The organism is Rhizobium sp. FG96 (assembly GCF_057808655.1).
The window spans coordinates 310,935-334,577 of sequence record NZ_JBMDIL010000005.1; the positions used below are offsets into that span (position 1 = coordinate 310,935).

General features: G+C 57.8%; 22 protein-coding genes and 3 pseudogenes. 10 read left to right on the forward strand and 15 right to left on the reverse strand.

The features are described from left to right. The first annotated feature begins 249 nt into the window (after positions 1-249). The 4 genes and pseudogenes from ACODR6_RS12325 to ACODR6_RS12340 all read left to right on the forward strand — a co-directional run bounded on the left by ACODR6_RS12325 (position 250) and on the right by ACODR6_RS12340 (position 5,570). Positions 250-2,493 (forward strand): methyl-accepting chemotaxis protein, encoded by a 2,244-nt coding sequence (locus ACODR6_RS12325; protein WP_203431498.1) that lies wholly within the window; start codon positions 250-252, stop codon positions 2,491-2,493. Between the two features lie 778 nt (positions 2,494-3,271). After that, a pseudogene (locus tag ACODR6_RS12330) lies at positions 3,272-3,891 on the forward strand (TerC family protein). Between the two features lie 831 nt (positions 3,892-4,722). Further along, positions 4,723-5,190, forward strand: coding sequence for an Hsp20 family protein (locus ACODR6_RS12335; RefSeq protein ID WP_203431615.1), 468 nt, complete (start codon positions 4,723-4,725; stop codon positions 5,188-5,190). A gap of 92 nt (positions 5,191-5,282) precedes the next feature. Then, positions 5,283-5,570 carry a hypothetical protein gene (locus ACODR6_RS12340; protein ID WP_203431499.1) on the forward strand — a complete coding sequence of 96 codons (288 nt, stop codon included), beginning with the start codon at positions 5,283-5,285 and terminating at the stop codon, positions 5,568-5,570. 924 nt (positions 5,571-6,494) lie between these two features. Here the strand turns inward: ACODR6_RS12340 and ACODR6_RS12345 are convergent. The 3 genes and pseudogenes from ACODR6_RS12345 to ACODR6_RS12355 form a co-directional block, all read right to left on the reverse strand. Further along, the gene (locus ACODR6_RS12345; RefSeq protein ID WP_203431500.1) at positions 6,495-6,887 is read right to left on the reverse strand and encodes a hypothetical protein; all 393 of its coding nucleotides are present in this window, start codon (positions 6,885-6,887) and stop codon (positions 6,495-6,497) included. 1,546 nt (positions 6,888-8,433) lie between these two features. Further along, positions 8,434-8,682, reverse strand: a pseudogene (locus ACODR6_RS12350) (hypothetical protein); the annotation flags it as partial. Beyond that, positions 8,633-8,961: pseudogene (locus tag ACODR6_RS12355) on the reverse strand (chromate resistance protein ChrB domain-containing protein); the annotation flags it as partial. The pseudogenes ACODR6_RS12350 and ACODR6_RS12355, both read right to left, overlap by 50 nt. A 243-nt stretch (positions 8,962-9,204) precedes the next feature. On the opposite strand from ACODR6_RS12355, the gene ACODR6_RS12360 reads away from it, so the two are divergent. Beyond that, the gene (locus ACODR6_RS12360) at positions 9,205-9,495 is read left to right on the forward strand and encodes an integration host factor subunit beta (RefSeq protein ID WP_203431502.1); all 291 of its coding nucleotides are present in this window, start codon (positions 9,205-9,207) and stop codon (positions 9,493-9,495) included. Positions 9,496-10,139: 644 nt separating this feature from the next. Then, positions 10,140-10,349 (forward strand): CrpP-related protein, encoded by a 210-nt coding sequence (locus tag ACODR6_RS12365; RefSeq protein WP_199630043.1) that lies wholly within the window; start codon positions 10,140-10,142, stop codon positions 10,347-10,349. 40 nt (positions 10,350-10,389) lie between these two features. Here ACODR6_RS12365 and ACODR6_RS12370 read toward each other — a convergent pair whose 3' ends face one another. Together ACODR6_RS12370 and ACODR6_RS12375 are read right to left on the reverse strand one after the other, a co-directional pair. Continuing rightward, a complete protein-coding gene (locus tag ACODR6_RS12370) occupies positions 10,390-10,671 on the reverse strand; it encodes a hypothetical protein (RefSeq protein WP_148194907.1) in 282 nt (93 codons plus the stop codon). 884 nt (positions 10,672-11,555) lie between these two features. Next, positions 11,556-11,816 (reverse strand): hypothetical protein, encoded by a 261-nt coding sequence (locus ACODR6_RS12375; RefSeq protein ID WP_203431503.1) that lies wholly within the window; start codon positions 11,814-11,816, stop codon positions 11,556-11,558. Positions 11,817-11,993: 177 nt separating this feature from the next. Here ACODR6_RS12375 and ACODR6_RS12380 point away from each other — a divergent pair, with 177 nt between their 5' ends. Continuing rightward, on the forward strand, positions 11,994-12,329 hold the full coding sequence (locus ACODR6_RS12380) for an ArsR/SmtB family transcription factor (RefSeq protein ID WP_246777728.1): 336 nt from the start codon (positions 11,994-11,996) through the stop codon (positions 12,327-12,329). Positions 12,330-12,418: 89 nt separating this feature from the next. Then, a complete protein-coding gene (locus tag ACODR6_RS12385) occupies positions 12,419-12,817 on the forward strand; it encodes a PAS domain-containing protein (RefSeq protein ID WP_203431504.1) in 399 nt (132 codons plus the stop codon). 40 nt (positions 12,818-12,857) lie between these two features. Here ACODR6_RS12385 and ACODR6_RS12390 read toward each other — a convergent pair whose 3' ends face one another. The 5 genes from ACODR6_RS12390 to ACODR6_RS12410 form a co-directional block, all read right to left on the reverse strand. Beyond that, complete coding sequence (locus tag ACODR6_RS12390; RefSeq protein ID WP_203431505.1) at positions 12,858-15,821, reverse strand: PAS domain S-box protein; 2,964 nt, start codon at positions 15,819-15,821, stop codon at positions 12,858-12,860. 295 nt (positions 15,822-16,116) lie between these two features. Continuing rightward, on the reverse strand, positions 16,117-17,343 hold the full coding sequence (locus tag ACODR6_RS12395; RefSeq protein ID WP_489022567.1) for an MFS transporter: 1,227 nt from the start codon (positions 17,341-17,343) through the stop codon (positions 16,117-16,119). Positions 17,344-17,745: 402 nt separating this feature from the next. After that, positions 17,746-18,924: a GAF domain-containing sensor histidine kinase gene (locus ACODR6_RS12400; protein ID WP_246777729.1), complete on the reverse strand. Its 1,179-nt coding sequence runs from the start codon at positions 18,922-18,924 to the stop codon at positions 17,746-17,748. 146 nt (positions 18,925-19,070) lie between these two features. Further along, on the reverse strand, positions 19,071-19,748 hold the full coding sequence (locus tag ACODR6_RS12405; RefSeq protein ID WP_203431507.1) for a response regulator: 678 nt from the start codon (positions 19,746-19,748) through the stop codon (positions 19,071-19,073). Between the two features lie 38 nt (positions 19,749-19,786). Next, positions 19,787-20,032: a hypothetical protein gene (locus tag ACODR6_RS12410; RefSeq protein WP_203431508.1), complete on the reverse strand. Its 246-nt coding sequence runs from the start codon at positions 20,030-20,032 to the stop codon at positions 19,787-19,789. 169 nt (positions 20,033-20,201) lie between these two features. Between ACODR6_RS12410 and ACODR6_RS12415 the strand changes: the two genes are divergently transcribed. Continuing rightward, entirely contained in the window at positions 20,202-20,600 is a 399-nt protein-coding gene (locus tag ACODR6_RS12415; protein WP_203431509.1) for a DUF1236 domain-containing protein, read from the forward strand. 326 nt (positions 20,601-20,926) lie between these two features. On the opposite strand, the gene ACODR6_RS12420 is transcribed toward ACODR6_RS12415, so the two are convergent. From ACODR6_RS12420 to ACODR6_RS12430, 3 genes are read right to left on the reverse strand one after another with little or no spacing between them, the layout of a single operon-like run. Further along, entirely contained in the window at positions 20,927-21,307 is a 381-nt protein-coding gene (locus tag ACODR6_RS12420) for an EAL domain-containing protein (protein ID WP_489022568.1), read from the reverse strand. Continuing rightward, complete coding sequence (locus tag ACODR6_RS12425) at positions 21,301-21,618, reverse strand: EAL domain-containing protein (RefSeq protein WP_489022569.1); 318 nt, start codon at positions 21,616-21,618, stop codon at positions 21,301-21,303. Before ACODR6_RS12425 ends, ACODR6_RS12420 begins: the two co-directional genes overlap by 7 nt. Then, the gene (locus ACODR6_RS12430) at positions 21,585-22,205 is read right to left on the reverse strand and encodes a CHASE4 domain-containing protein (protein ID WP_246777730.1); all 621 of its coding nucleotides are present in this window, start codon (positions 22,203-22,205) and stop codon (positions 21,585-21,587) included. Before ACODR6_RS12430 ends, ACODR6_RS12425 begins: the two co-directional genes overlap by 34 nt. 338 nt (positions 22,206-22,543) lie before the next feature. Between ACODR6_RS12430 and ACODR6_RS12435 the strand changes: the two genes are divergently transcribed. Next, complete coding sequence (locus tag ACODR6_RS12435) at positions 22,544-22,708, forward strand: hypothetical protein (protein ID WP_203431510.1); 165 nt, start codon at positions 22,544-22,546, stop codon at positions 22,706-22,708. Positions 22,709-22,916: 208 nt separating this feature from the next. Here ACODR6_RS12435 and ACODR6_RS12440 read toward each other — a convergent pair whose 3' ends face one another. Further along, a complete protein-coding gene (locus tag ACODR6_RS12440; protein ID WP_489022570.1) occupies positions 22,917-23,123 on the reverse strand; it encodes a hypothetical protein in 207 nt (68 codons plus the stop codon). A gap of 55 nt (positions 23,124-23,178) precedes the next feature. After that, positions 23,179-23,640, reverse strand: coding sequence for a ProQ/FINO family protein (locus ACODR6_RS12445; RefSeq protein WP_112720337.1), 462 nt, complete (start codon positions 23,638-23,640; stop codon positions 23,179-23,181). Positions 23,641-23,643 lie beyond the last annotated feature (3 nt).

Here is a 23,643-nt window from a genome sequence, read left to right on the forward strand (position 1 = left end):
CAAGCGTCCTCGTAGATAGGGTGCCTCGCATCGGCAACGCAACACACGTGTCGGCATTGAAGGGCTGGAAACTGAGATCGTCCTCGACAGATGGCGACGGTTGGTCTCAAAGGCTGCTGCCACATCGATCGGAAATTCCTTCCCATGCGGCTGGAGAAGCAATTCACCTAGTGAGAAATTGTAGTCCCGGTTCAGAAATCGTTTTCGTTTTCATCTCAGTGATGTCTGTCACGTATAAGGACGGTCAATATGTCGGATGTGAACATCAAGCGGCCCTTGTGGCTCACGATTACGGCCTGCGGTTTCGCAGCGGTTCTGTTTTCAAGCATCGCAATTGGAGGAAGTGCTTGGTATCGGCAATCGGTCGCCGTTGACGAAGCCCTTCACCGCGAGGCAGCAGGAGACCTTTCACTCATTCAGACCGATATGGCTGCCCAGCAGAAGGCCGCCTCGGCATTGGCTATCGCGCTCGCTGGAGAGCCTGAGACGGCGACATTGGTTAAAGGCGGCGACAAAGACAATATAATCGCCCGCTATGTCTCCGCGATGCCGGCGATCAAAGACGCCGGCGGCCTTCAAAACATTACCTTCATCGATGCGAAGGGTATCGCGCTCGCGCGAATTCATTCACCGGACAAGTTTGGCGACGATATGACCGGCCGGCGGAAGACCGTCGTGGAGGCGCTAGCGAGCGGTAAGCTTGTTGCAGGGATCGAGCCCGGTCGGACGGCGGTCTCGATGTTCGCGTCTGCGCCGATCGTTGCCGATGGAAAGACGGTCGGGGTCGTCGATGTCGGCACGGGGCTCACGAACGACTATTTCAATACGATTGCCGACCGGATCGACGGCGCGATCACCGTTTACATTCTTAATGACGGCAAACTGGCGGTCCAAGCCTCGACGGGTTCGAAATCCAAGCTCTCTGCCGAAGAACTCAAGGCGGCGATGGATGGAGTGTTCAGCCCACGGGAGGTCGCCGACGGTGAGACGACAGTGGTCGTCAATGCCGTGCCGTTCAAGAACTTTTCGGGGCAAACCATTGGTGTGCTGGAGGTGGCGTCAAACGTTACCGACGTCGCTTCAAATGCACAGGCCGCCCTTTTGACGACTGTCTTGGGTACGGTTCTTGTCGCAATCATTTCTTTGCTCGGTTTCTATTTCTTTGCGCGCTCGCTTGCCGGGGTGCTCGCCCGGCTAACCGCAACCATGTCGAGGCTGGCCAACGGCGATCTCGCTGTATCGATCGAAGGCACTGCGCGCCGCGACGAAGTCGGCGCAATGGCGCATGCGGTGCAGATTTTTAAGGACAATGCGATCCGCACCCTTCAGTTGGAGGAAGATGCGGATCACCAGCGGAAAGTTTCGGATCAGGAGCGCCGCCAGATCGCTGAACGCGACCAATTACGGGCGGAAGCCATGGCTCAAGCGACCGAAGGTCTGGCACGCGGCCTGGAGAAACTTGCTTCGGGCGATCTCAACGTACGTCTTGTTGATCGATTTGCCAACGAGTTCGAAAGCCTTCGTGTCGACTTCAATCGCGCGGTCGAGCAGCTGCGCTCGACGTTGGCGGCGGTCGCAACATCCACGAGCTCCATCGAAAGTGGCTCGCGGGAAATCAGCCAGAGCGCCGACGATCTCTCGAGACGGACAGAGCAGCAGGCAGCTTCGCTTGAAGAAACGGCCGCAGCGCTGGACGAGATTACGGTTAATGTGGCGAACTCGTCGAAGCGGGCGGATGAGGCGCGCTCGATCGCAATCCAGGCAAACAGCAGCGCCAGCCAGTCGGGCGATGTTGTCCGTAATGCGGTCCAGGCGATGAGCGAAATTGAGAAATCGTCGAGTGAAATTTCCAACATCATCGGCGTCATCGATGAGATTGCGTTCCAGACGAATCTCCTCGCGCTCAACGCTGGCGTGGAAGCTGCCCGTGCGGGCGAAGCGGGGAAAGGCTTTGCGGTTGTCGCGCAGGAAGTCCGAGAACTGGCGCAGCGCTCTGCCAAGGCCGCAAAGGAGATCAAGGAGCTCATCCGTGCATCCGGTGACGATGTTCAGGACGGTGTCCAGCTCGTCAGTGCAGCTGGTGAGGCGCTCCAGAATATCCAAGCCTATATCGTCAGCATGAACACCCACATGGATGCCATTGCTACTTCCGCCCGTGAGCAATCGGTCGGCCTGGCTGAGGTGAACACCGCTGTCAATCAAATGGACCAGGTGACACAGCAGAATGCAGCTATGGTCGAAGAGGCAAATGCCGCAGGTGCTACACTTGCCGCAGAATCCGCGAAACTGAAGTCTTTGGTAGGACAGTTCCGCTTATCCGACGCCCCTGCGGCAACGGTCAGCATGGCCCAAGCCGCAAGGGTCATCACGGAACCAAGCGTCCGAGCTGTTGCCTCGCCAATACGAGCGATGACGGAAAGAGTGACCCGATCGTTTGGGGGCGGTCGAACTGCAACGGTGGTCGCTCCTGATCAGAACTGGGAAGAATTTTGACCGTCGTACCTCCCACTGCTCCAATATCGCCGACGCTGACGAGCGTCGGCCGATAACAATTACCAGAGCGGGCTCAGTAAACGTCTTTAAGAAGCTGATGGGATGGGCGAGTTGTCAGCGACGGTGTCTCATTCACCAGGGCGTGCGCAATCGTAAAGGTTGACGACATCGGTCAATCTCTCCCCTCCTCGTGTCGAGCAGATCCAGTGAACAAAACATGTTCTCTGACATGTGCGGAACGATGCCGGACTTGTGCCTGTTTGAAATGCTTGGAAGTGGGTGCCGACGTGCGTGGTTTCGCGACCGAACGCGTTAAGTGGATCGTTTAGAACGATTGTCGCGCTTCACGGACAGCGGCGCGGCCCGCCAAAAATCACGATCATTTCTTGACCAACGGCAGCCGCGAAGCGTCAGTCCGGCCTTGTCCCATATTCCTAGATTCCGGATCGTGGAAAATGACCGTGGTGTCTTTGCAAGGCCTCCCGATCACGTCGGGCAGAAGACCGGCGACACTCTTGTAGACGGCAGCCTTCGTGTCTTCCGTGAACTGACGAGACTTCTGCTCCCGCCGAGCTTCTTCCACTGCTATTGCAGACGATGTCACTCACGCCTCAGGGTCATTGTCACAGATCATAGGGCTTCTGTCGTCGCGCCGATCGACCTCCGGACAATCTCGAGTTCTCTCGCAACCGTGACACGGAACTGAGTATGCGAATGGGCATTTCGCTTCGAGGCGAGTTTGCAATTGAGAAACGTCGGAGGGTAGGGTCCACCCATGATGGAGATTTTCACGCCGGCCGGTCTGACCGCAATGCTGCAGGTGATTACGATTGATCTTGTGCTAGCTGGCGACAACGCTGTAGTCATAGGTCTCGCGGCTGCTGGTCTTGAGCGCTCGCAACGGGGCAAAGCCATCCTTGTCGGTATCTCGCCGCTACTGCAGTTCGGATAGTTTTCGCCAGCGTCGCAGTCTATCTTCTTGCGATCGTCGGTCTTCTCCTCGCGGGTGGACTTTTACTGCTGTGGGTGTGCTGGAAGATGTGGCGCGAATTGTGGTCAGGCCACCGCCGCGAGGAGGTCCCAGACGAGACGAACACTCCCCGAACGACATTCCTTCAGGCTGCAACGCAGATCATCGTCGCCGATGTGTCCATGTCGCTAGACAACGTGCTCGCAGTCGCCGGTGCGGCGCGCGAGCATCCGAGCGTTCTTATACTTGGATTGATGCTGTCGATTGCATTGATGGGGTTGGCCGCGAACTTCATTGCCCGCCAGCTCAACAGTCATCGCTGGATAGCCTATATCGGCCTTGCCGTCATCCTCTACGTAGCGCTTGACATGATTTACCGAGGAGCGGTCGAAGTCATGCCTTATTTCATAAACCTGTCGACGGCGTAGATATGCGCATGGATCCCGGCCCGGCTTTAAACGGGCTGCGAGCGGTCACCGAGGTTGAAAGCGATTACGCTGATTGATGTGAAGGCTCCCGGTGCAGGTATATGTGCTGATGGGCGCTTCACGACGCGCCTGTGCGTCGGTGGATGAGACCGACTTGTCAAAGCTACGCTCGGACCTGGTTAGCCCTTCAAGTCTCGTGACGAAAGGGGCAGCCCGAAGGGCAATGGCCGCGACTAAAGTGTCAGTGCAAGATCGACGCCTTTGCCTGGTGGTCGAGCATGCGCTCGACGCGACCAATCAGGCGGCAAACCCGCCGCAGCAAGCTTAGACCAAGCTCGTCGGTTGCGTTGGCGTCGGCCATGTCTTCATCTGGTGGGCGACGGAAAGAAGGCTGTTAGCGAGCAGGGGGCGGTCCATCTTTCCTGCTTCGCGTGCAAGGCGGCGAAGGTTTTCAGCGTAACGGACGGCGAGGTCTGCGGGTGTGGTTGCCAAGCCCTTGCGTCGCCCGTCGGGCGAGGTGACAGCCGACCGTCTCATGGCAGCCCCTCCACCTTCGATGAAGAACGTTTCGAGTCACGAAACGGTGCTAATCCCTGGATGCTCATGATGCGTCTCCTAGAAAACGGATGAAAATCCTCAGGCGACTAGGAAGATCGGCGCGATTGACATCAACGTCAAGACCGAGCGGAATGTGCTCTAAAATTTTTTCGTCAGATCTCTTGACGCTCGAAAACCGCGATCCCAAATCGTCGGCGCGGTCGCCCAATGGGGGCCAAAAACCGGAGGCGTGAATTTGCGTCTCCTTCCAACTCGCTTTACGGAGGTTTTGGTATGAGAACTGAACTTGATTTTTCACCGCTGTACCGGTCCAGCATCGGCTTCGACCGCGTCTTCAATCTGCTCAACAATACGCAGCGCCTGCAGGCAAACGACACCTGGCCTCACTACGACATCATCAAGGCAGGCGAGGACGAGTATCGCATAACGATGGCGGTTGCTGGATTCGGCCGGGGCGACCTCGACATTACCCAGGACCGCAACCTCTTGGTCGTCAAGGGAGGCAAGGCCGAGGACCAGCAAGGTGAATATCTACACCGGGGCATCGCAGCACGGAGCTTCGAGCGTCGATTTGAACTTGCCGATCATGTACGGATCGAAGACGCTTCGCTCGCCAACGGCCTTCTGACGGTATCGCTTCGTAGAGAGATCCCGGAGGCCCTGAAACCGCGAAAGATCGCAATCGGTCCGGGCAGCCAGGAGACCGTTTTGCGGATCGAGGCCGATCAGCACGCAGCGTAATCCCTGATTTAGAGGCCGCGGCAGACCGCCGGGTGTCCGTATACGGGACCCGGTGGCGGGCGCCCCGCCTTCCGCAAGTAAGAAATCCTTCCATGCATCATTCTTCAGACATTGCACAGTTGTCCGTCGAGGAGCGCGAGCAGCTCTTTATCGCGGTGGGCCGTCTGCTGGACGGCGCTGCTCTCGAATCCATGGTCGAGGGTAATCGCAAATTCGGTGTCTTATCGAAGACGATGGCCGAGGCCATCCTTCTCAACGCCGACGAACTTGCTCGCGACGACATTCGTCATGCGGAGAACGTGCTCAGGCAGGCGAACGAACTTATCAAACATTTCGGCGCGAGCCATCCGTATAGGATGCTCAGCTACTCGGTTCACTGACGGCCGCCTGCGTAAGGCGCGAACCGTCACGGCTGTATCCTCGTGCATCGTCATGTCGCCCTGCCGATCGCTTTATCAGCCTCCAATTGATCTTATCTGGAGCCGCCGCGCTAACAGCGAACAAGTTGTTATCGGAGGCGGCGACCCGGCCCGCACGGAGGCCTTGACCGTTCGGTGCCCGAGCGCCTCGACGCACTTTCAAGGCAGCTTTTCCCCAGTGACAAAAACCACTGTGGAATCTTCGGTTCCTCAAGAAGGCATTGACGGCGCGCGCACCGTTTCTCCGAAGTGCCGTTGGTGCTGGTCAGGAACGGATCCAGCGGTGAGATGATCTTGAACGCCCGCGGCCTGAACGCGAAGGGACCGCCGGTGCCGGATTCGTCATCGACTATAAAGTGGACATTTCTGTCAAGCCCATGGAAAGTCTCGTTCTCGCCATGGTGCACATGCGGCGGGACGAAGAAGTCCTGCAGCATGTGATGCTCCATTAGCGGAATGCCGCGAAGCTTTCAGAATGAGGAAGAGTCACTGCTGGAATACACGTCGTGCACCCCTTTTGGACATTAAGAAGCGCTTTCTGTGTGAGGGGGGCTCGATCCGCTGCGGGCCCGAACCGAGGAATGTACGTCTGTATCGTCGAAGGCGTTTCGTGCTTCCGACACCGGCCGGTTCTTCTGGCAAATACGTCCGAAATAAAATTGACGATCAATAACACTGTCCAGATTATCGACATGAAGACCTAGATCCACTGTTAGTATCCTTGCCTTCATCAACGTCGCCGCGACCTCGAGCTTCTCGAATGCGGTTGAGGTTCCTGTCCTTTCACGAGCAACGGGAAGCGGCCAGGTACAGGGCCTTGCGCGCCGACTGCTCGATTGAAGGGCTTGCGATCCTTATCATTCGAGACCAGATCCGACCAACTCGTCAGTTATCTACGACATCGATATCAAGTCGCTTAGCGAGAGCGGTGACCCTGTTCGTAAAGTCGTCGACCATCGCTTGAACCTGCGCGTCGATTTGTTCGATTTCCTTCGGCGATTGGGCGCTTCGCAATGCTATCGCGCCGATGCTGAGCAAAGTCCGCTGCATGAGGTTTATGTGCTGAAACAGGCCCGCTATGTCATCAACCGTTGCCGGTGTGTCGCCCTTCCGCAATTTCGTCAAAATCTCCCCGCTGCTTCCTGTGTGCTCTTGTGAAATAGTCCCAGGACTGGCAAAGGCCCGAACATCCTTGTCAGATCGGGAAATCTCTATACCGCCCCATGACTCAAAAGACCGCGACGCGCAGTCGGTAAGGGGTTTGGCGATGACCGTCAAGGTGGGTGAACGTGAGGATGTGATCAGGCGCGAAGGGGAAGGGCTCGCTACTCAATACATAGGCGAGCCCCTCCCTGCGACACAGAGGTCCGCCAGGTCGCACATTACATCGCTGACCTAATCACATCGGATGACAAGAGTCCCTTCAAATTATCAGTACGGTTGCAGACAAGCATACTTCGAAAACCGATTTCCCCCTCGCCGGCATCGGGGAACCAAAACCTTCTCTTGCGCGTTCAGTGCGCACAATTTCACAAGAGGGTAGCTATGGACACTAATCTCGCCATCGCAGCATTTGCCGCAACACTTTCGTTCGTCTTCATGGTGTGGGCAATCGGTCGTACCTACTGACTGGTCACAAAAAGTCTCAGCGTCCGCCTGGAGCGAATCCGAGGAAGTGAGTGTGCTAACAAGGCGAGCTGACCGGCACCTCCGAAACGCTTGCACCTCGGTTTTGGTTCCAGGCATGTCAACGATATCGTTTGCTCCGGCCTGCGCACCGTTGGGCGTTGTACGGGTTGACGCTTTCAGAACCACCAGCAAGGCCCAACTCCGAGTTGGCCAAGCCTATAGCCATCAATGGCCTTCGGCTCCCGCTTCGGCATAGTGGCGGATCCAGCATAAAGAGCTTGTAGGTCAGTCAGCGCGTCTGGCCGCGGAGCCTGATGGTAGCGACGGCTCGGCATGCTCGGATCGCCAAATTCAAGCAGCAGGTCATCTGCGATGCCGCTCAGCCGCTCTCGCATTTGATGGGAGGGAGTTTGAGGTCCCGACCGGCATATTTTAAGCGTCACCACGAGGCACCGAGCCGCTCGATACGTCAACCTCCGGCAGACACCTAAGTCCTGGGCAAGACTTATAAAGACCGGCCGTATCAATGATCGTGCCCATAGGAATGAAACGGGGTTATGCGCAGTCTCACGGACGCTATGTCTCTCGGGCGCTCAGATCGTAACCAAAGTTGAAGGTTGTTCGGCGCCGACGCCATATCGCGTCGTCGAGCGTGAATTGGGCCATCAAGCTCCCAAGACCGTTGAAGAAGCCGACTATCTATACTCGCCCAGCCGGTAATGACGCGCGACGACTCTATCCAGGAAGCGTGCAATTAAGAATTTTTCAATCTTGCTTCGGCACTCTGGGTTCGTCGAGAAGGTGAGATATCTTGACGAATTACCCAGACCAAATAATGCTGATATGGTCCGCTGCTCGCCAATGCAGCGGACTTTTCATCCGCTATTGACGGCTCGTGATAGGACTCAACGCAAGGCTTCGAAACATGGCAAAGTCGCGCGGAATACTCACAGCATCGCTCCTCGTGATCCTAGTCGCGCTCGTCGCCTTAAACCCATTCGGACGGAACCTCGTCGACCCTCGCCCGACTTCTGCGATCACTCAGGCACCCTAACGGGGCTGTAGGCGGCTACCCGTGGCTTCCGAGATCTGGCCAGCGATCGTCCTGTATCGACGAGGTTCGCGGACTCAGAGAGCAAATTTCGCTTTCCACCATTTCCTTGAAAGCGAATGTCGAAACTTGTCTCCTCAACGCGGCGGCGAGTCCGATCATGACGTTGTTCTTCAGAGACCTGCTGCCGATACAACCGACCTCACCGAGCACGATCGCAAGGACCGCGGCGTTTGGTCCGAAGAACAGCGCCTGGACTGCGCCGACGTTTTCGTAGAGCGCGTAGATCCAGCTCAGGTCCATGATCGCGATCGCGCCCGGCAGCACGAAGAGCGTTCCAGCGATCCTCGACGTCGAAGGGCGTTGCGCCGAAGCGTTCGCCGACAAGCGCAACCTTGGAAGCCGGAACGACGGTGAATACGGCAGAAGGATCAACGAAGCGACGAATTAGCCAGGGTCAGGCGGTGCGGTCGATCTTTCAACGAGAGCGCGTAACCCAGACCGTTCGACCCTGCGGGTCGCGCGGGGGCAACTTGTTATCCGGCACCAGGTTGCCCTCTGTCCTTCTCCAAGCCTCGAAGCCGCCTTCAAAGTTACCTCGGCCTGAATTCCGACATGCCTCAGGTGGGCGGCGACGCCGTGGCTAAGTTTCTTTCCCCGCTGGCAGATGATCTCGGCCGCTTCGGTAATTGCGGGTCCCTGGAATCTTGAATGTGGATCTGCTCTAGCTCTACTGGCCGTCCAATAGCCCTGTCCTGTCGTCTTTCCTCGCAGGGAACCGCACAGTCATGTCCTGGTTCGGGTCCAGGATGAAATCCCGGATTTTCTCCGCAAGGCAAGTCATATATAGCGAAGTGGATGACCTGAAATGAAGTAAAGAGTTATGGGCCACGGGGATTGGACGAGGTTTTCCAAATGATCAAATCCGAACTGATTGAGGCTGTTGCGGCTCGTAATCCTCACCTGTATCGTCAGGACGCAGAGAAGATCGTCGAAACAATCCTCGAGAGTATTGTCGAGGCGCTCGAAAGAGGAGAACGCGTAGAGATTCGGGGGTTTGGTGCTTTCCAGGTTCGATATCGACCGTCACGCGCTGGCCGCGACCCGAGCAACGGCAATGCGGTCTTCGTCGAAGAAAAGTGGGTGCCGTTATTTCGCCCAGGCAAGGCGATCAGTGATCGGCTGAACGAACCCAGGAGGGACTAGGCTTCCTTCGCCGTCGGTGTGCGGCCGCTAGCTGAAGACGCCTCTATCGCTGACCAGCCAGCCATATCTGGTATCTCCGCAGACAAAAGAAGCCAGACCTGACCGTGCCGTCGCGTCGCGATTTGCTCCGAAACGGTGCCGCGACCCGAATTGTGTTGCGGTTGTGCGACCGTTGAAGCCCACTGAGCGCGTCCTCGGATCGAGCACGCGCAACGCCGCACTTCCGAGCGGTCATCCCCAATTTCGAATTTGCCCCGGCAAGATTATCGGTATCGGATGATGGCAGCTTGGCTCCGAACAACGCAACTCTTCCGATAGGCAGGAGGGCTTTGAAGACACCAGTCCGACGGCACGCTCATTCACGCGCCTGTGGCTTTGCATGCCTGGGTTCTTCTCGAAGAGTTAAGAACGAACAGAAAACGGTGTTGGAGCGTCTGGGCTAATATTGACATGGATGTTTACCAGGCGACACACGGCCCGACCACGCTTGGGAAGAGCACTGGTACGCTCCAAGCCGGTACGCTAGCGGACCATATCCCGGCTTTTGACGTTTTAAAGGCAATATGCAAGTTTCACGCAAGCCTCGCGCCACAGAAGTTGCCCGGCTGCAACGCTCGAGCGTAACGTGCAGCATGGAGATCCGGATGGGCTTTGACGTTGACGCGATACTCGACTGGCAACAGCGGGGCATTAATGCGAGGATATTGGGGCGCTCCGAACGCGATAATCCTGTTCTCCCTTATCTCGAAAACGCCGGATCGCAAATCGAGAAGGAGAGCTGGCTCTTCCGGGCAGAGGCATGGTTCTTTGGCTGGCGAATAGAGGACGCGTCCCGCGTTAAGCTGGGCGCATGATTATTCTGCGGTCAAGGTGCGGGCACACCATGGCAGCCTGTTACAATGACGTCACGACGGATAGGAGCCCCACTTCTCCACCTGCTTGTGACTCTACGGCCGGCGAGTCTTCAAATGGTGGATATTGGTTCTGCCAAAACCTGTTGGCGCTCGTCAAACGGGAGCGCCTTGTTGCTGCGTCAAGCTGCGCCGGCTTTTCGGTCGAGAGGCTGACGGGATCCTTCAAGATCTGGTTTACCAGCAATCGCTTGATTGGGATTGAAGCCTTTGGTAGATAATCGAGCACCGCTTTTCCGTGGTTCGTGAAGCGGTTCTTTTTCATGAAGTGCTACTTGGGCCACCGCGATCGGCGCATTCCTCGCGGTGGCCTTTTTGTATACATGATAAGCCGGCGGTAACGTCGAGGACTTCCGAGCGCCGGTGTCTGTAGCGAGCCGAGCAGGTTTCAACGAGACGGTCGAGATCTAATTGCAGCGCGCTCTCCTGATGTGTTCGCGATTTTGATACCGTTGACGAACAGTGGGCTCTGGGGCGATGGGATCTTGGTTGGAGGCGGTCGGTGACAACGAAGGCTATTAATCCCGTACTGCGATAAGCCTGCGTGCTTTGTTGCAACACCCTGCTGCGCGCGTGACGCTCATGGCGCTGGCACGGATGGACGGCCGGCATGTTGGTACGGTAGCGAACTCTCGACATCACCCGCAGAAGGTGTACGTTGCTCTCCGGCAAGTGGTTTGAATCCAATTGCCACTGAGATCGCCCTGCAAACCCCAGGCTTCAACCCAGCCCCATCCGTGGGCCAATCTCCTTTAGGTGTGACAGAGCACTTACATTTGCAACCATGTTAATTGCGCCTCAGCGGCATCTCCAAGACTGCTTCACGCAAACGCCATCTTGCATGCGGAGCGGGGGCCTCGAGCGACACTGGGAAACCTGCTGCCCGCAATGGCGGTTTTGCGATTGCCAAATCGCACAGGTTTCTTTGAGCCGATCTGGGTGCATGCAAAAAGGTCAGCGCTGAATACTAACTTGGACGCCGCTGCCCTGCCCAGGTCAAAGACGTGGGCACGCTCTTGCATCGACTGAAAGAGCCTGACACCCGATCGTGTCACCAACAATCAGATGCCGATGACCAGACACACCGAACGTCTGTTGGTTCCGCAGGCCTAAAGGAAAAGCCCGCGCGAGGCCGGCGCGCGGACTTTGCTAGACACTGCCGACGGGTTGTCGAGGCGAGGCAGAGCCGAACGCGTGCGGTTGGGTTTCCCTTCGAAAAAGTCCGAATTCGCGTCTCGGGCGATAAAGCAGTTTTTGCTTGCTCGCAAAGCTGATCATGTCGTGCAGCACATCTGCATCCGCCTTCTCCTCAAAGAGCGGGGCCATGTTCATCATCTTCCTCGCGGTCTTTCTGGACAGCCCGCCCCAGCGGAAACGACCGATGACCTTCCCAAAAAGATTGATCTGCAACAGCGCTACCGAAAGTGCCGGGCGCTCAATCCTGCTAGCTTCCGCCACTTACGCCGCGTCACGTGCCGAGCTTGTCTGATGGCCGTCTGATCGGATGCAGCAAATCAATAAGCGGTTGCAAGGCTTTCTGCAAAGCGCCTATAGACACGAAGCGCTGAAGAAGTCGGACGTTGACTGATGCTTTGCGCCGCAACTGCACGCCCAACAACAAAAATGTCCATCATGCATCCAGATCTGATTGAAAAGTCGAAACTTCTCTCTGCCATGGCCAACCCGGTCCGCCTGAAAATTCTTTCGATCATTTCCAACGAGGAAATCCGAGTAAGTGAACTGGGTGAGCGACTTGAAATCAACCAGTCAGCCTTATCACAACATTTGTCGATCCTGCGGGAGGGCGGGCTTGTCGTCACCCGCCGTGAGGCGCAGAGCATCTTTTACTCAACTGGCCACCCGGGTGTGTTGAAGCTCTTGCGGTCGTTGAAGGACATCTATGCCGCACCCATGTCAGAATAAGGTGCACAAAAAGTCCGGATCTTCGCGATTCGCCGCCTTGAAGTTGTTATGCGAGATGGCATTCTCACCTGGAAATTTTGGTGGTGGGGATGACGGACAGCTTCGAATTTTCGACGTCGATTACGACCGAGCGCATGCCTGACCCGGGCCTCTTCACCTGGGACCTTTCTAGCGATCTTGTCTATGCCGACAGCGCCGTTGCGTCGCTTTTCGGGCTAGACCCGTCCATGACGGAGAGGGGGCTTCCTATCAGAACCTACCTTGAGCGTGTGCACCCTGACGACCGGGCGTCATCGGCGAAGCAGATCAGCGATGCAATCATCGCGGAGCATCCCACGGAGCAATTTTACCGCACGCTCGGCTTGCTGGGAAAGTACAATGCCGTGCGCGCCTTCGGGCGTTGCTTTCGAGACAAAACCGACAATCCCGTCCACTATGCCGGAGTGGTGATACCTGCACCTTCCACAGCTCAGGTCGCCAGCAACTGAAGCCGGGGAGCTTGGTCGAGGATGTGCAGTTGGCCAGAACTCAATTTGCTCCAAATCCCGACGCAATAAGAGCTTCTCTAAGGTCTTCAACCTTGAACGGCTTCGTCAGCCTGGGTAGATCCGGTGCGATCCCCTCGACGTCGGCATATCCAGAGACGATCAGGCAAGGCAGATTAGGCCGCAGCAGCTGAACACGCCTCACAAGTTCGACCCCATCCAGGCCCGGCATCAAGTGATCCGTCACGACGAGCTTTAAATCTGCGATGCTGTCGAGCGATGCCAACGCAGCCTCGCCATTGGAGGCTTCAACGACATCAAAGCCGATCTCCTCAAGCATATCGGCCGCGCTAATGCGAACAAAATCTTCATCGTCGACGAGCAGCACCGTCCCTCGATGGCCGATCGACGTCGTGCCGCCGGGGTCATTGGTCGCAAGACTGACAGGGGCGTCACCGGCCTCTGGTAACCAGAGCTCAATATTCGTGCCAACACCCACCCGGCTAAAGATGCGGATGCCGCCGCCAAGTTGCTGTGCAAGGCCGTGCACCATTGAAAGGCCCAGTCCGGTTCCTTGTCCTAAGCCTTTGGTCGAGAAGAATGGCTCGATTGCACGCGCTCGGACCTCATCACTCATTCCCTCGCCGGTATCGGCAACAGAGATAACGACGTAGCGGCCAGGCTTCAGATCTTCAGGCTTCTGCGGATGGATTTCGCGAGCGCTCGCGCTGATGCGCAGCGTGCCGCCTGTCGGCATGGCGTCCCTGGCGTTCACGGTGAGGTTCAAAAGGGCCATCTCGACCTGATTTTGGTCGGCTCGGGCCGCCGGAAGGTCCTGGCTTGCGTCAATGACAACCTGGATCTGAGGGCCAGTCGTGCTTCGGATTAACTCTCCCATCCCGGCGACAAGCGTCGTCACGTCGATCGGTAGCGGCTGCAGCGGCTGGCGCCGAGCAAACGCCAAAAGTCGCTGGACGAGTATTCTGGCGCGCTCGGCCGACTGTAATGCGCCACCAATCAGCTTGCGCTCGCGATCGGTCCCAATTTGCCTGCGCACCAGCATGTCGAGAGAGCCGATGATCGGGGTCAGCAAGTTGTTGAAGTCATGAGCGACGCCGCCGGTCAACTGACCGAGCGCTTCGACCTTCTGCGCCTGTCGAAGTTGATCTTCCGCCTCCGCCAGGCGCCTTTGCTCCGCCAAGCGCCCTGTGATGTCATACACAATCTGGTAGGCACCGATCCGGCGACCCGCAGTGTTTCGCAGCACGTTGAAATTGAGTTCGAACCAACGCTTGGAATATGCGGTATCTCCGAACTCGTCTACCAGCGTGAACTCCTCGCCGGCGAGCGCCCTCGACCAGGTCCGGCGCACATGCTCGCGATGCTCGGGGAGGTGATCGAGCGCCTCTAGCATAGATGCTCCGATCACCGGGCGCACGCCATAGACCTGCTCGAACGCGGTGCTTGCCGCCCTGTTCATCGCCAGCCAACGGAAGTCCTGGTCCGCCACGAAAATGATTGCTGTCGTGTTCTCAACGACATCAGCCAGAAGCTTGCGTTCGGCCAGCCCCTCGGCCACCCGCGCTTCCAGCGTCTCGTTGAGGTCGCGTAGGGCAAGCTCAGTCTTCTTGCGCTCGGTAATGTCAATCGCGGTTCCGATCACTCGTAGACAGCGCTCCCCTTCAAATACGCCACGCCCTTTCGCCGCGACCCAGCGGACGACTGAATCTTCCTTGCCAATCGTCCGATACTCCACGTCGTAGACGGCGCGCACGGCGGGATCTGCCGCTGCCGCGTAAGCAGCCGAAGTTCGTTCGAGGTCCTCAGGATGAAGGCCGCTGTAGTAATCTTGCATCGAAACGGGGACGTCGGGCGAGATGCCAAACATCGCTTTGACCCTGGGCGGCCAGAACAAGGTGTCGGCAACCACGTCCACATCCCAAAGGCCGATTTCAGCTGCATCGACGGCCAGGCGAAGCTGTTCTTCACTCGCGCGAAGGTTTGCTTCAGAACCCACACGCTCGACATGGGCCCACGATCGCTCCGTGACCTCGCGGATGACCGTCAATTCGTAGTCGGACCATCGATGCGGTGCCTTGTCATGGATTGCCATCAAAGCGGTCAACCGACCGTTTTTCACCAGCGGCATGCAGATCGTTGCAGTGATCCCGATATCCTGGAAGGTTTTTGCCTCCTCGGGCGCGATCTCGGCAAGATTGTCATTGATGATCAGCGGCCGGCCGGCGGCCAGCTCCTGCACCGCTAGAGTTCCGAAATCGGAAAGACTATAGTGCCCGACGATCGAGGGAGACCCAGGTGCGTGCCAGTTACCACGGATGGTGAAGCCATCCTCATCAGGATCCATATCGGCATAGGCGCAGTTTGAGAGGCTCAAATGTGCGCCTATTAGGCGCGTCGTGACGGCGAGAACTTCATCTGCATCATGCAGGCCCGCAACTGCCTGACCAAGTTCGTCCAGGAAGCGGTATAACTCTTCACTCTGCGCCAGGCGACGCTCGGCGAGCACGCGGTGGGTGATATCAAACACCATCGCCAGGGAGCCGATCGGCTTGCCCGCGGCATCTCGTATCGGCAGATATTCCAGGTCCATCCACACCTGCTCAGCTCTGCCATGTCGCCAGAGTTCGAGCTCTTGGCCATGGAAGCTAAGCGTCTCACCCCGCAATCCAGCTGCTATCACATGAGCGTTGAAGTCTGCAGCCTCAGGCCAGACCTCAAGAAGTTTTCCGCCAAGAGCTGCGGGGTGACGAGGGCCGCATACAGCTGCATAACCGTCATTATAGATGAGAATGCCTTCCGGTCCCCACAGAACCACCATCGGAACCGGTGACGCTAGCACGGTCTGGACATTAGCCTTCAATTCCGCTGACCATGCTCGGATTGGTCCGAGCGGCGTCAGTCCCCAATCCATCTGCCGGATGGCATCGCCGGCTTCACCACCACCAACGAATGCGTGGCCTTCAAGATATTGTTTCGTATCATCCATTTGGCGAACCTAGCGCGCATCCTGCCCTATGGACAGCATGCATGCGAAATTATTCTCGGCTGATTGACTTCAGCCGAGCAGCCTCTGCGACGCGGGGATCCGGCGAGGACCCGGAGGAGTGGCAAAAGCGGAAAAGGCTCCAGAACACCCTCCTCTTTCGTCGGGGTGTCGAACGATATCGCACAAAGTACTAAGTCGATCCGAAGCCCTGTTACCCGGGGAGACGCGATTGCCAAAGTCAATCCGCTGAGCTTGCCGATCAGGCCTGTCGAACCGCTAGCCGCGTTTTTCGCTTTCAGTCGCTGCCGGTCACACTGTTCGCCTGGGTCGCAGCGTCTTGACGCGAATTGTCGGTGTGGGCGCGCGGGGTTCGATCCGATCGCGGGACGATGACATATGACAACAAAGCGATGGCGAGCGCCAGGCCGGTCGCGGCGAAGATCAGGCGATAGGTTGTTGTTGGCGCCAGCGACAGTCCTGCGATCTGCCCGAACACCACCGAGGCTACCGACACGCCCAAGAAGACCAGCGTGTTCAGCACTCCAAGCGCAATGCCGCGCATGTGCGAAGGGATGCGGGCCTGGGCTTCTGTCATGATGAGCGGGTGCACGTTCCCCATAGCATAAAGGAGGGACAGCCCGGCACAGGCTGCAGGGAAACTGCCATCCGGCCCTGCGGACAGCATGACGGCACAGATGACGCCCGCGACATAGGCGAAGATCACAATCCTGCGTCCCTCAACACGGGCGAGGACTGCGGGAAGGACGACGCTTGTGACGATGCCAACAATGCTGATCGCTGTGAGGATCTCACCTATTGCCGTATGTGTGCCGAAGACGGACGTGACATATGGCGCAGCCCAAGCATTGCGAAACGTTCCGCCAAGGGAGAGCGTCATGCAGATGGGAACGAGGTAAAGCAGTGGCACAATCGATCTGCGGTGCTCAGCGGCCGGCGCTTCGCTCGCGGCTGAGGGCGTCTTGCCGAGCGCGACGCAAACAGCAATTGCGCTCGCCGCCATTGCTGATGCGGCCGCCCAGCATGCAGATCGCCAGCCGAATACCTCAACGAACCAAGATAGTGGCGAGGCCGAGATCAGCGCGCCCATCGAACCGATTCCGCTGACGGTTGCAGCAAGCTGTCCCGCCTTCGCCGGTGAATTTGTCCGTCCGACATAAAACAGGACACCCATGAAGATCGGCGCGCAACCGAAGCCAATCAAAATTTGGCCCATGATCGCCGCCTGGTACCCGGGCGTTAATGCTATCAGCGCAGCCCCTGCGGCTCCGCAGGCCATCATCGCTGCCATCGGAAAGCGCACGCCCCACCTGTCAAACGACATTCCGACCGGGATCTGCAGGATCGAGAAAGATGCGAAAAACGCCGATGCGAGCCAGCCGTACTGTTGCGGCGACAGGCCCAGTTCAGCGGTGAGGGCCGGACCGACCACGCCGAAGTAGCTTCTGAAATACATGCTCATGAGGAACGCGGCGGACAGGGCAGGCAAGGACGTCGCTGTCATTTCGGCCTCGTAACTCCGTCCACCCGGCGGTCGGGCTGCTTTTTTGTCGCTGTGTGGCAGGATCAGCCCATTTGAAACGTCGCGCCCTGAAGAGCCGTCATCGCGCATGGCCTGCCTTACGCGAAAGCAACGAGGAGGGCTCTACATGGTTCCGGGCGTTTCCTTTGCCAAAACGAGTGTCAGCAGTGCACATTCAAGCATCGCTTGCGATTGTGTCAGTGAAAGGTGGCGAGTCTCACGTCGCGGGCAGCACGATAGCAGCTAAACATTGGGCAGCGCAGCTACGAGAGGACTTGCCGCGCGGGACCTAGCCTTCACGTCATGGCGCTCCGCGCCTCGGTTTTGCATCCTCCTGCGCTGTGTTGGAGGACCATTGGGCAGCCGCAAAGGCGGCACAAATGGTCATCCGGTGACGGGCATCTCGAACCTGAAAAGTGTTGCTTCGGGATCTGAAGTCACCGTCAGCGTGCCACCATGCGCTTTAGCAATCTCCGAGGCGATGTAGAGCCCAAGGCCGAGACCCTCACGGCTCGTGTCGTTTCCACGATGGAATGGCCGAAACAGTGTCGCAATCCTTTCGGACGGGATAGCGTCGCCGCGATTGATGACGTCGAGCCACAGGGTTTCGCCGCTGATGCCTGCGATAATCCTGACAGGGTCGGTCCGGGATCCGTGGGTCAGCGCATTGCCAAGAAGGTTCGAAAACATTTGGGCGATACGTGCGTGGTCGACTGGCAGTCCGATGCGCGGCAGGATGACGGTCGTCTCGATCACCTGGTCGGGCTGAGCGGTTTTGAACTCGCCGATGACCTGGTCGAGTGTCTCGGAGAGATCCCTGTCCAAATCCATATTGAGGGTGATGCCGTCACCCAGCCTAGCGCGCGCCAGATCCATGACGTTGTCGACCAGCCCTGCCATACGCACAATGCTTGCCTTCATCAGGCGCAACATGTCGGGGGACTTGTCGTCCCATCCCTTCCGCAGAAGGCGGTTTATACCGGCATCAAGTGCAGCCATCGGGTTTCGCAAGTCGTGGCCAAGGACCGCGATGAACTGCTCACGCAATTCCGAGAGCGCGCGCTCGTCAACGAGGTCGTCCTTGGCTGCCCTGAGCTGTTCGTTGGCTTCAAGATGATGGGCGATAAGCTCGGCGAAAAGCTTAAATGTGCCGATAACCTGCGGGTTGTTCACCTTGGCCGGCGCGCTGTCGATGGCACAGAGCGTACCGAAAAATGTGTCGTTCGACAAAACGATAGGCACGGATATGTAGCTCAGGAGACCGTACATCCGCGGGGTGTGATGGTCGCAATATGTCTCGTCCTCGGCGACGTTGTCGATCGCCACGACCTGGCGATGGTCGCGTATTTCGTTGCAGATGGTGGTTTCGATCTTGAGTTGGCCCCCGGCCGGCAAGCCGAAGTTCACGTGGTCCAGTACCTGGCAGGCGATCCAGCGATCCTCCGTTACCCTTGCAACGGCGGCAAATCCCATTCCCGTTGTCCTGCACACGACGTCGAGGATGCTTGGCACGGCGGCGATCGACTGAACCGCAGCTATGTCTGATGTGAATTGTTCTGCCACCAAGGACGCTCCTGCATCGAAACGTCACTTTGATTACATTAAGGGCTGTTTTGCAACGAGTGGAAGCCAAAAAACGAGTGACCCGATTAAAGCGGCTGCCGGAACGGCTTTCCGACGGTTCCTCCGCCCTGGCCTTCACAAGACGCTCAGATTGCGGATTTGCCAGTGCCCGCGGACAACGCGTCTTTGATATCGGTTGGGCCGGCCAAAGTTCGCCAGCGCAGCGCAGCCTCAGTTCTGTTTGTCACGCCCAGTTTCTTCAGGATGTTGGTCATGTGATGCTTTATCGTCTTCTCCTGGAGGTTCAAGCGAAGTGCTATTTGCTTGTTGATCAGCCCTTCAACGACAAGCCAGATGATATCCCGTTCCCGTTTCGTCAGCCGGTTCTGCAGTCGCGGTCCGCCTGCCGATATCGCAGCCAGCCGCGAGGACATGAGCGGGGAGATGTAGCGCGCGCCGTTAGCGACTTGACGAAGCGCCTGTGCAAGCTCGCGCAGGCCGACGCCCTTGACGACGTAACCGGAAGCGCCATGGCGAAAAGACGACGCAAGTGTTTCAATCTCTTCACTTGCGGTCAACATCACCACCTTGGTCTCGGGACTGGCCGCGATAATGCCCTGGATCGCCTCTATAGCTCCGCCGCCAGGGATGGTTATGTCAAGCAGAAGGATCGCGGGCCGGTATGTTGCTGCGAGCACCAAGGCGTCCGCCGCACTTTCACCATGCGCGACGATGATGAGATCGTCATAGCGTGACAGTGCGCTCGAGACGCCTTCCCGAAAGAGCGGGTGGTCATCGACGATGGCAATGCTGATTGAATTCAAGATGTCCTCCAGGAGCGTCGTAGCGAACGGCTCCCGATTCAAGAAGAGGGTGCGCCGGACATCGCCCGGGTGACGTCACGCTCTATGTCGAGACATGTTTCGCAGTATTCTTCGAACAGACCGGCCTCGGAAGGGTTTATCCGCATGAGCTCACGATATTCGACAGCCAGTTCATAAGCCTCGAAGAGCTCAAGCTGCCAAGGGTGGGCAGCGTGCATGATCCTGCTGCGCACTTTCGGCAGACGCATGGCTAGCCGTCGCCTTCCGAGTTCACGACGATGCATTCTTCCAACTCCTCTTCATTGAAAGACTCTAGCACAGGCTTTCAGCGAGATCCCCGGACCATGGTCGTAATCGGAATGGGACTGAGGTCCGGGGTGCGGAACCGGGTTTTGTGATCGCCGTTTCTGTTGAGCGGTTGCAAGACCGCGGATAGGAAAGGAGGACAAAATCATGATTACGAAGCTTTTCTTGGGCGCTGTGACAGCCGCAAGTGTGATTGCCGGCGGTGCCTTTGCCCAGTCGTCGACCGTTAACGGTGCAGCCGGCGGCGCGGTCACCGGCGCAATCGTCGGCGGACCGGTTGGAGCGGCTGTGGGAGGTGTCGCAGGCGCCGTCGTCGGCACCGCGATCGATCCGCCCCCCGAAAAGGTTGTAACCTATGTCCGCGAAGCGCCTGCTCCCTCGGCCAAGGTTGTTGTTAAGGAAAAGGTGGTCGTCGGCCAGCCGCTTCCTGAAACAGTTGTCGTCACACCCGTGCCAGAAAATCCGAAATACTCCTACGCTATCGTCAACGACGAGCGGGTTATCGTCGAGCCGTCGTCGCGAAAGGTAATCCAGGTCATCAACTGACCTTGCGGAAGGCAGCTTCATGCTGCCTTCCAGCATTTGCGCAAAAGCACGTGCAGGTCGCCGGCGGCTGCAATCGACACGATCGTGCTGAATCAGGGAGTGTTGCGTGTCGCACCTCGGCGCGCACAGCCATTCGCGGAAAATCCGAATGTGCGATGTTCGGAAATTGCCGACTTGCCCCGGGCCGATCGTTGCCTGCCTTTAACGATCGCAGCAATTGCGGCTATGCTGGCCGGTACACGGCTTACGGCGGGAACGTTTGGTCGTAAATGGTCCGAATCGACAGCTGCTTGATCGATGCATGTGCCGCAGGCCGCAAGCGACGTCTATGCCGTTGCTAGACGATTGGCGACGAAAGTGTTGAACTGCAGGACGTCCATCGGTCGCCCAACGAGGTATCCCTGAACCTGGTCGCAACCGGCGCAGAAGAGGGCTTCGGCTTGTTTTTCGGTCTCGACGCCTTCCGCCGTGACCGATATTCCTAGAGCATCGGCAAGCGCGACCGTCGCATTCAAGATCTTCAATCCCTTGGGATCGTCCAGTTCCACGACCAGAGATCGATCGATTTTCATCCGATCGAAACCGAACTCCCGAAGGGCACCGATGCTTGCATAGCCGGATCCGAAGTCGTCGAGGGCGAATTTTATGCCGAGCTTCCTGAGGGCTTCCATGCTCCTTTTGGCTTGTTCTGGATTGGCAATCAGCACACCTTCGGTGACCTCGAGCTCAGTCGCCGAGGATCAAAACCAGTTTCGTAAACGATGGTGATGACGTCTTCAGCGAAGCGCGGATTTTTAAGCTGGCTCGGGGAGACGTTGACCGACACGTAAATGCCATTCCACGGCATCGCCGCACCGAGCGCCTGTCTGAGCATCAGTTTGCCGAGATCATCGATGAGACCGGAACGTTCGGCAAGCGGGATGAACACCTCGGGACTTACCGGCCCTGCTTCGGTCGCCAGCGCAGGCGCCAGTCGAAGATCCGTTATGTCGAAGGTCGTTTCGAGCTGGCCGACCACGTCGGGGGTGAAAACCTCGCATAGACCAGAGTATGCAGTGTCAAGACCTCTGGACTGCTGTCGTAAGGCTGGATACGATCGGCAGCGACGACATAAAGGCCCTCTTGCGTGGGAATGAAAGCGGTGGACGCAGCCGGTTCGGTTCCCGCAGAATTTGCCACCAGGCGGAGCAGACCTGCCCCGAAGTCTTTCATCGGGTCGAACGCGATGCCCTTCTTATAGGCGCTCAAGACGCCGAGGGTGGGCGTTAAGACGACCGCGACGTCGTATAGTGGGTAATCGGCGCTGACTTTCCCCCAGTTTTCGTAGGCCCAGGCCGCACCGGCGGGCGACTGCATCTGTAAGTAGGCGTCGTCCCAGATCGCATTGTCGCGTACGGTCGCTTCAAGCCGTGATTGGAAGGACTTGATCGCCGCTCTTGCAGCTTGACCGGCTCGCGCGTCGTCAATCCAGTTGGCGTCGCGTCTCATTTCGCTGAAGGCAATCGTGAGGAGGAGGGACAAGATGACGAGGGCGGAGACGAAGGCGAGCGTGCCTAGGGCGGCCTTCGTCAAAAGGATCGGTTTTGGGAACTTTGGTAGCGGCATGAGACGATGGCTCGTGGAAACTCTCAGCACAATCTAGGCCAGGACTGCAAACATTACCTTAAGGCGCTGCGCGGTACGGTTGCGTACCGAGCGCCGGGGGGTCGACCGGGCTTCGGCTGCTCATGTGGAAGCAAAGGGGCACTGCGACCTGCTCCAGAGGCCATGGTCCTGGATGATGTGAGTGCTGGTGGAAGTTAGACTTGATTGCGCAGTTTGGTAGCCATGATTGCTTGGCCATCGCATCGGCTGCTCGAAGTCGCTGGCCAGCTGTGTGGGCATCTTGTTTCAACGGATCGGCTCCCCATCTCAGATGAAACCTCGAACCTGGAGAACTCGAGATGGAAGACGAGACCGTAGACTTGACTGCCGCATCGGAGATCGAGATCCTGCCGCCGGAAGCCATATTTAGTGACATCGAGCACACCTGCATCTGCTGCGGTCGTTCGAAGTCCATTCTCGACGAAGACGGCTGCGGCATCTGCGAAGAGTGTCTAGCGCCCTGATTCCGGCATAGCGCCGCGAAGCTTGAAGTGCGCAGAAGCTACTCTCGCTTGCCGCATCGGTTTTGGCATCTGCGACACTGCACCGGCTTTCATCATATCCCCGGTTGTCCCGGAGACGATGACCTAGCGGCGTCGTCGAAGGCACTTCAAAGCAGGGGGCCGGAATCCTGACGATCGGTTTTCCTGCTGCGCGACATATCAGGAGAGATCAACCCTGTTTCGTTAGCCTCTTTGCGGCGTCTTGGACGCGCGCCGCAGCCCCTGTATCGCCAGATCGGGTTTTCTTCGAATGTCTTGTGTGCATTGCAATCGGCGACGGCGCATCGGGCATGAATGGGCGCGCATTAATGGCCGCGATCTGAGCCTGCAACCCTTCCAGTTCCGCTATGACTTTATCGAATATGTGCGTGTTCATCGCAGCATTCCCCTCGCTTCACATCAAAACGAGTTAGGGCGGCCATTCCTGAAAGCTATAGCCGACGCGCAAGGTCACCCGCCTTTGGTCGCCGCCCATCGCCATCCTCCTTGGGCCGCGTTCGACCTACCGCACCGTCGCGACGCTCCTCAAGGCTTCTCTTCACCTCGATAAAGGATTTCTGTGCAGCCGCCCGGTCAGCCGCGGTCAGTGGCGCTACAGGCTTGCCGTCGATGTCGTGCCGCATCGAATCTGGCTGCGCGCTCGCGAAATAATAGCGTTTTGAGAAAATGTAGAAGGCGGTGGCGCGCCGCAAGGCGCTTACGCCGAACTCGGGTTTCAAGCGCGTCTTGATGTGATTGAACAGGCCAAGGGAAAAGGGACGGATTGGATCGCCCGGAGCCTTCGGCAGTATGCCAATCGGCTCGCAAAGCATGGCGTTGATCGCGCTCGCCTTTTCGACATCGGCCGGCGTGGCGGCGATCGGGCCGCGGCTGACGGTCCAGGTCTTTCGCATTTC

Excerpts from the sequence above, each read along its gene's own strand:
- ACODR6_RS12325 (WP_203431498.1), top strand. The coding sequence starts at position 250 with ATGTCGGATGTGAACATCAAGCGGCCCTTGTGGCTCACGATTACGGCC.
- ACODR6_RS12335 (WP_203431615.1), top strand. The coding sequence starts at position 4,723 with ATGAGAACTGAACTTGATTTTTCACCGCTGTACCGGTCCAGCATCGGC.
- ACODR6_RS12340 (WP_203431499.1), top strand. The coding sequence starts at position 5,283 with ATGCATCATTCTTCAGACATTGCACAGTTGTCCGTCGAGGAGCGCGAG.
- ACODR6_RS12360 (WP_203431502.1), top strand. The coding sequence starts at position 9,205 with ATGATCAAATCCGAACTGATTGAGGCTGTTGCGGCTCGTAATCCTCAC.
- ACODR6_RS12365 (WP_199630043.1), top strand. The coding sequence starts at position 10,140 with ATGGGCTTTGACGTTGACGCGATACTCGACTGGCAACAGCGGGGCATT.
- ACODR6_RS12370 (WP_148194907.1), bottom strand. The coding sequence starts at position 10,671 with ATGAAAAAGAACCGCTTCACGAACCACGGAAAAGCGGTGCTCGATTAT.
- ACODR6_RS12380 (WP_246777728.1), top strand. The coding sequence starts at position 11,994 with ATGCTTTGCGCCGCAACTGCACGCCCAACAACAAAAATGTCCATCATG.
- ACODR6_RS12385 (WP_203431504.1), top strand. The coding sequence starts at position 12,419 with ATGACGGACAGCTTCGAATTTTCGACGTCGATTACGACCGAGCGCATG.
- ACODR6_RS12390 (WP_203431505.1), bottom strand. The coding sequence starts at position 15,821 with ATGGATGATACGAAACAATATCTTGAAGGCCACGCATTCGTTGGTGGT.
- ACODR6_RS12395 (WP_489022567.1), bottom strand. The coding sequence starts at position 17,343 with ATGACAGCGACGTCCTTGCCTGCCCTGTCCGCCGCGTTCCTCATGAGC.
- ACODR6_RS12410 (WP_203431508.1), bottom strand. The coding sequence starts at position 20,032 with ATGCATCGTCGTGAACTCGGAAGGCGACGGCTAGCCATGCGTCTGCCG.
- ACODR6_RS12415 (WP_203431509.1), top strand. The coding sequence starts at position 20,202 with ATGATTACGAAGCTTTTCTTGGGCGCTGTGACAGCCGCAAGTGTGATT.
- ACODR6_RS12430 (WP_246777730.1), bottom strand. The coding sequence starts at position 22,205 with ATGCCGCTACCAAAGTTCCCAAAACCGATCCTTTTGACGAAGGCCGCC.
- ACODR6_RS12435 (WP_203431510.1), top strand. The coding sequence starts at position 22,544 with ATGGAAGACGAGACCGTAGACTTGACTGCCGCATCGGAGATCGAGATC.
- ACODR6_RS12440 (WP_489022570.1), bottom strand. The coding sequence starts at position 23,123 with ATGAACACGCACATATTCGATAAAGTCATAGCGGAACTGGAAGGGTTG.
- ACODR6_RS12445 (WP_112720337.1), bottom strand. The coding sequence starts at position 23,640 with ATGCGAAAGACCTGGACCGTCAGCCGCGGCCCGATCGCCGCCACGCCG.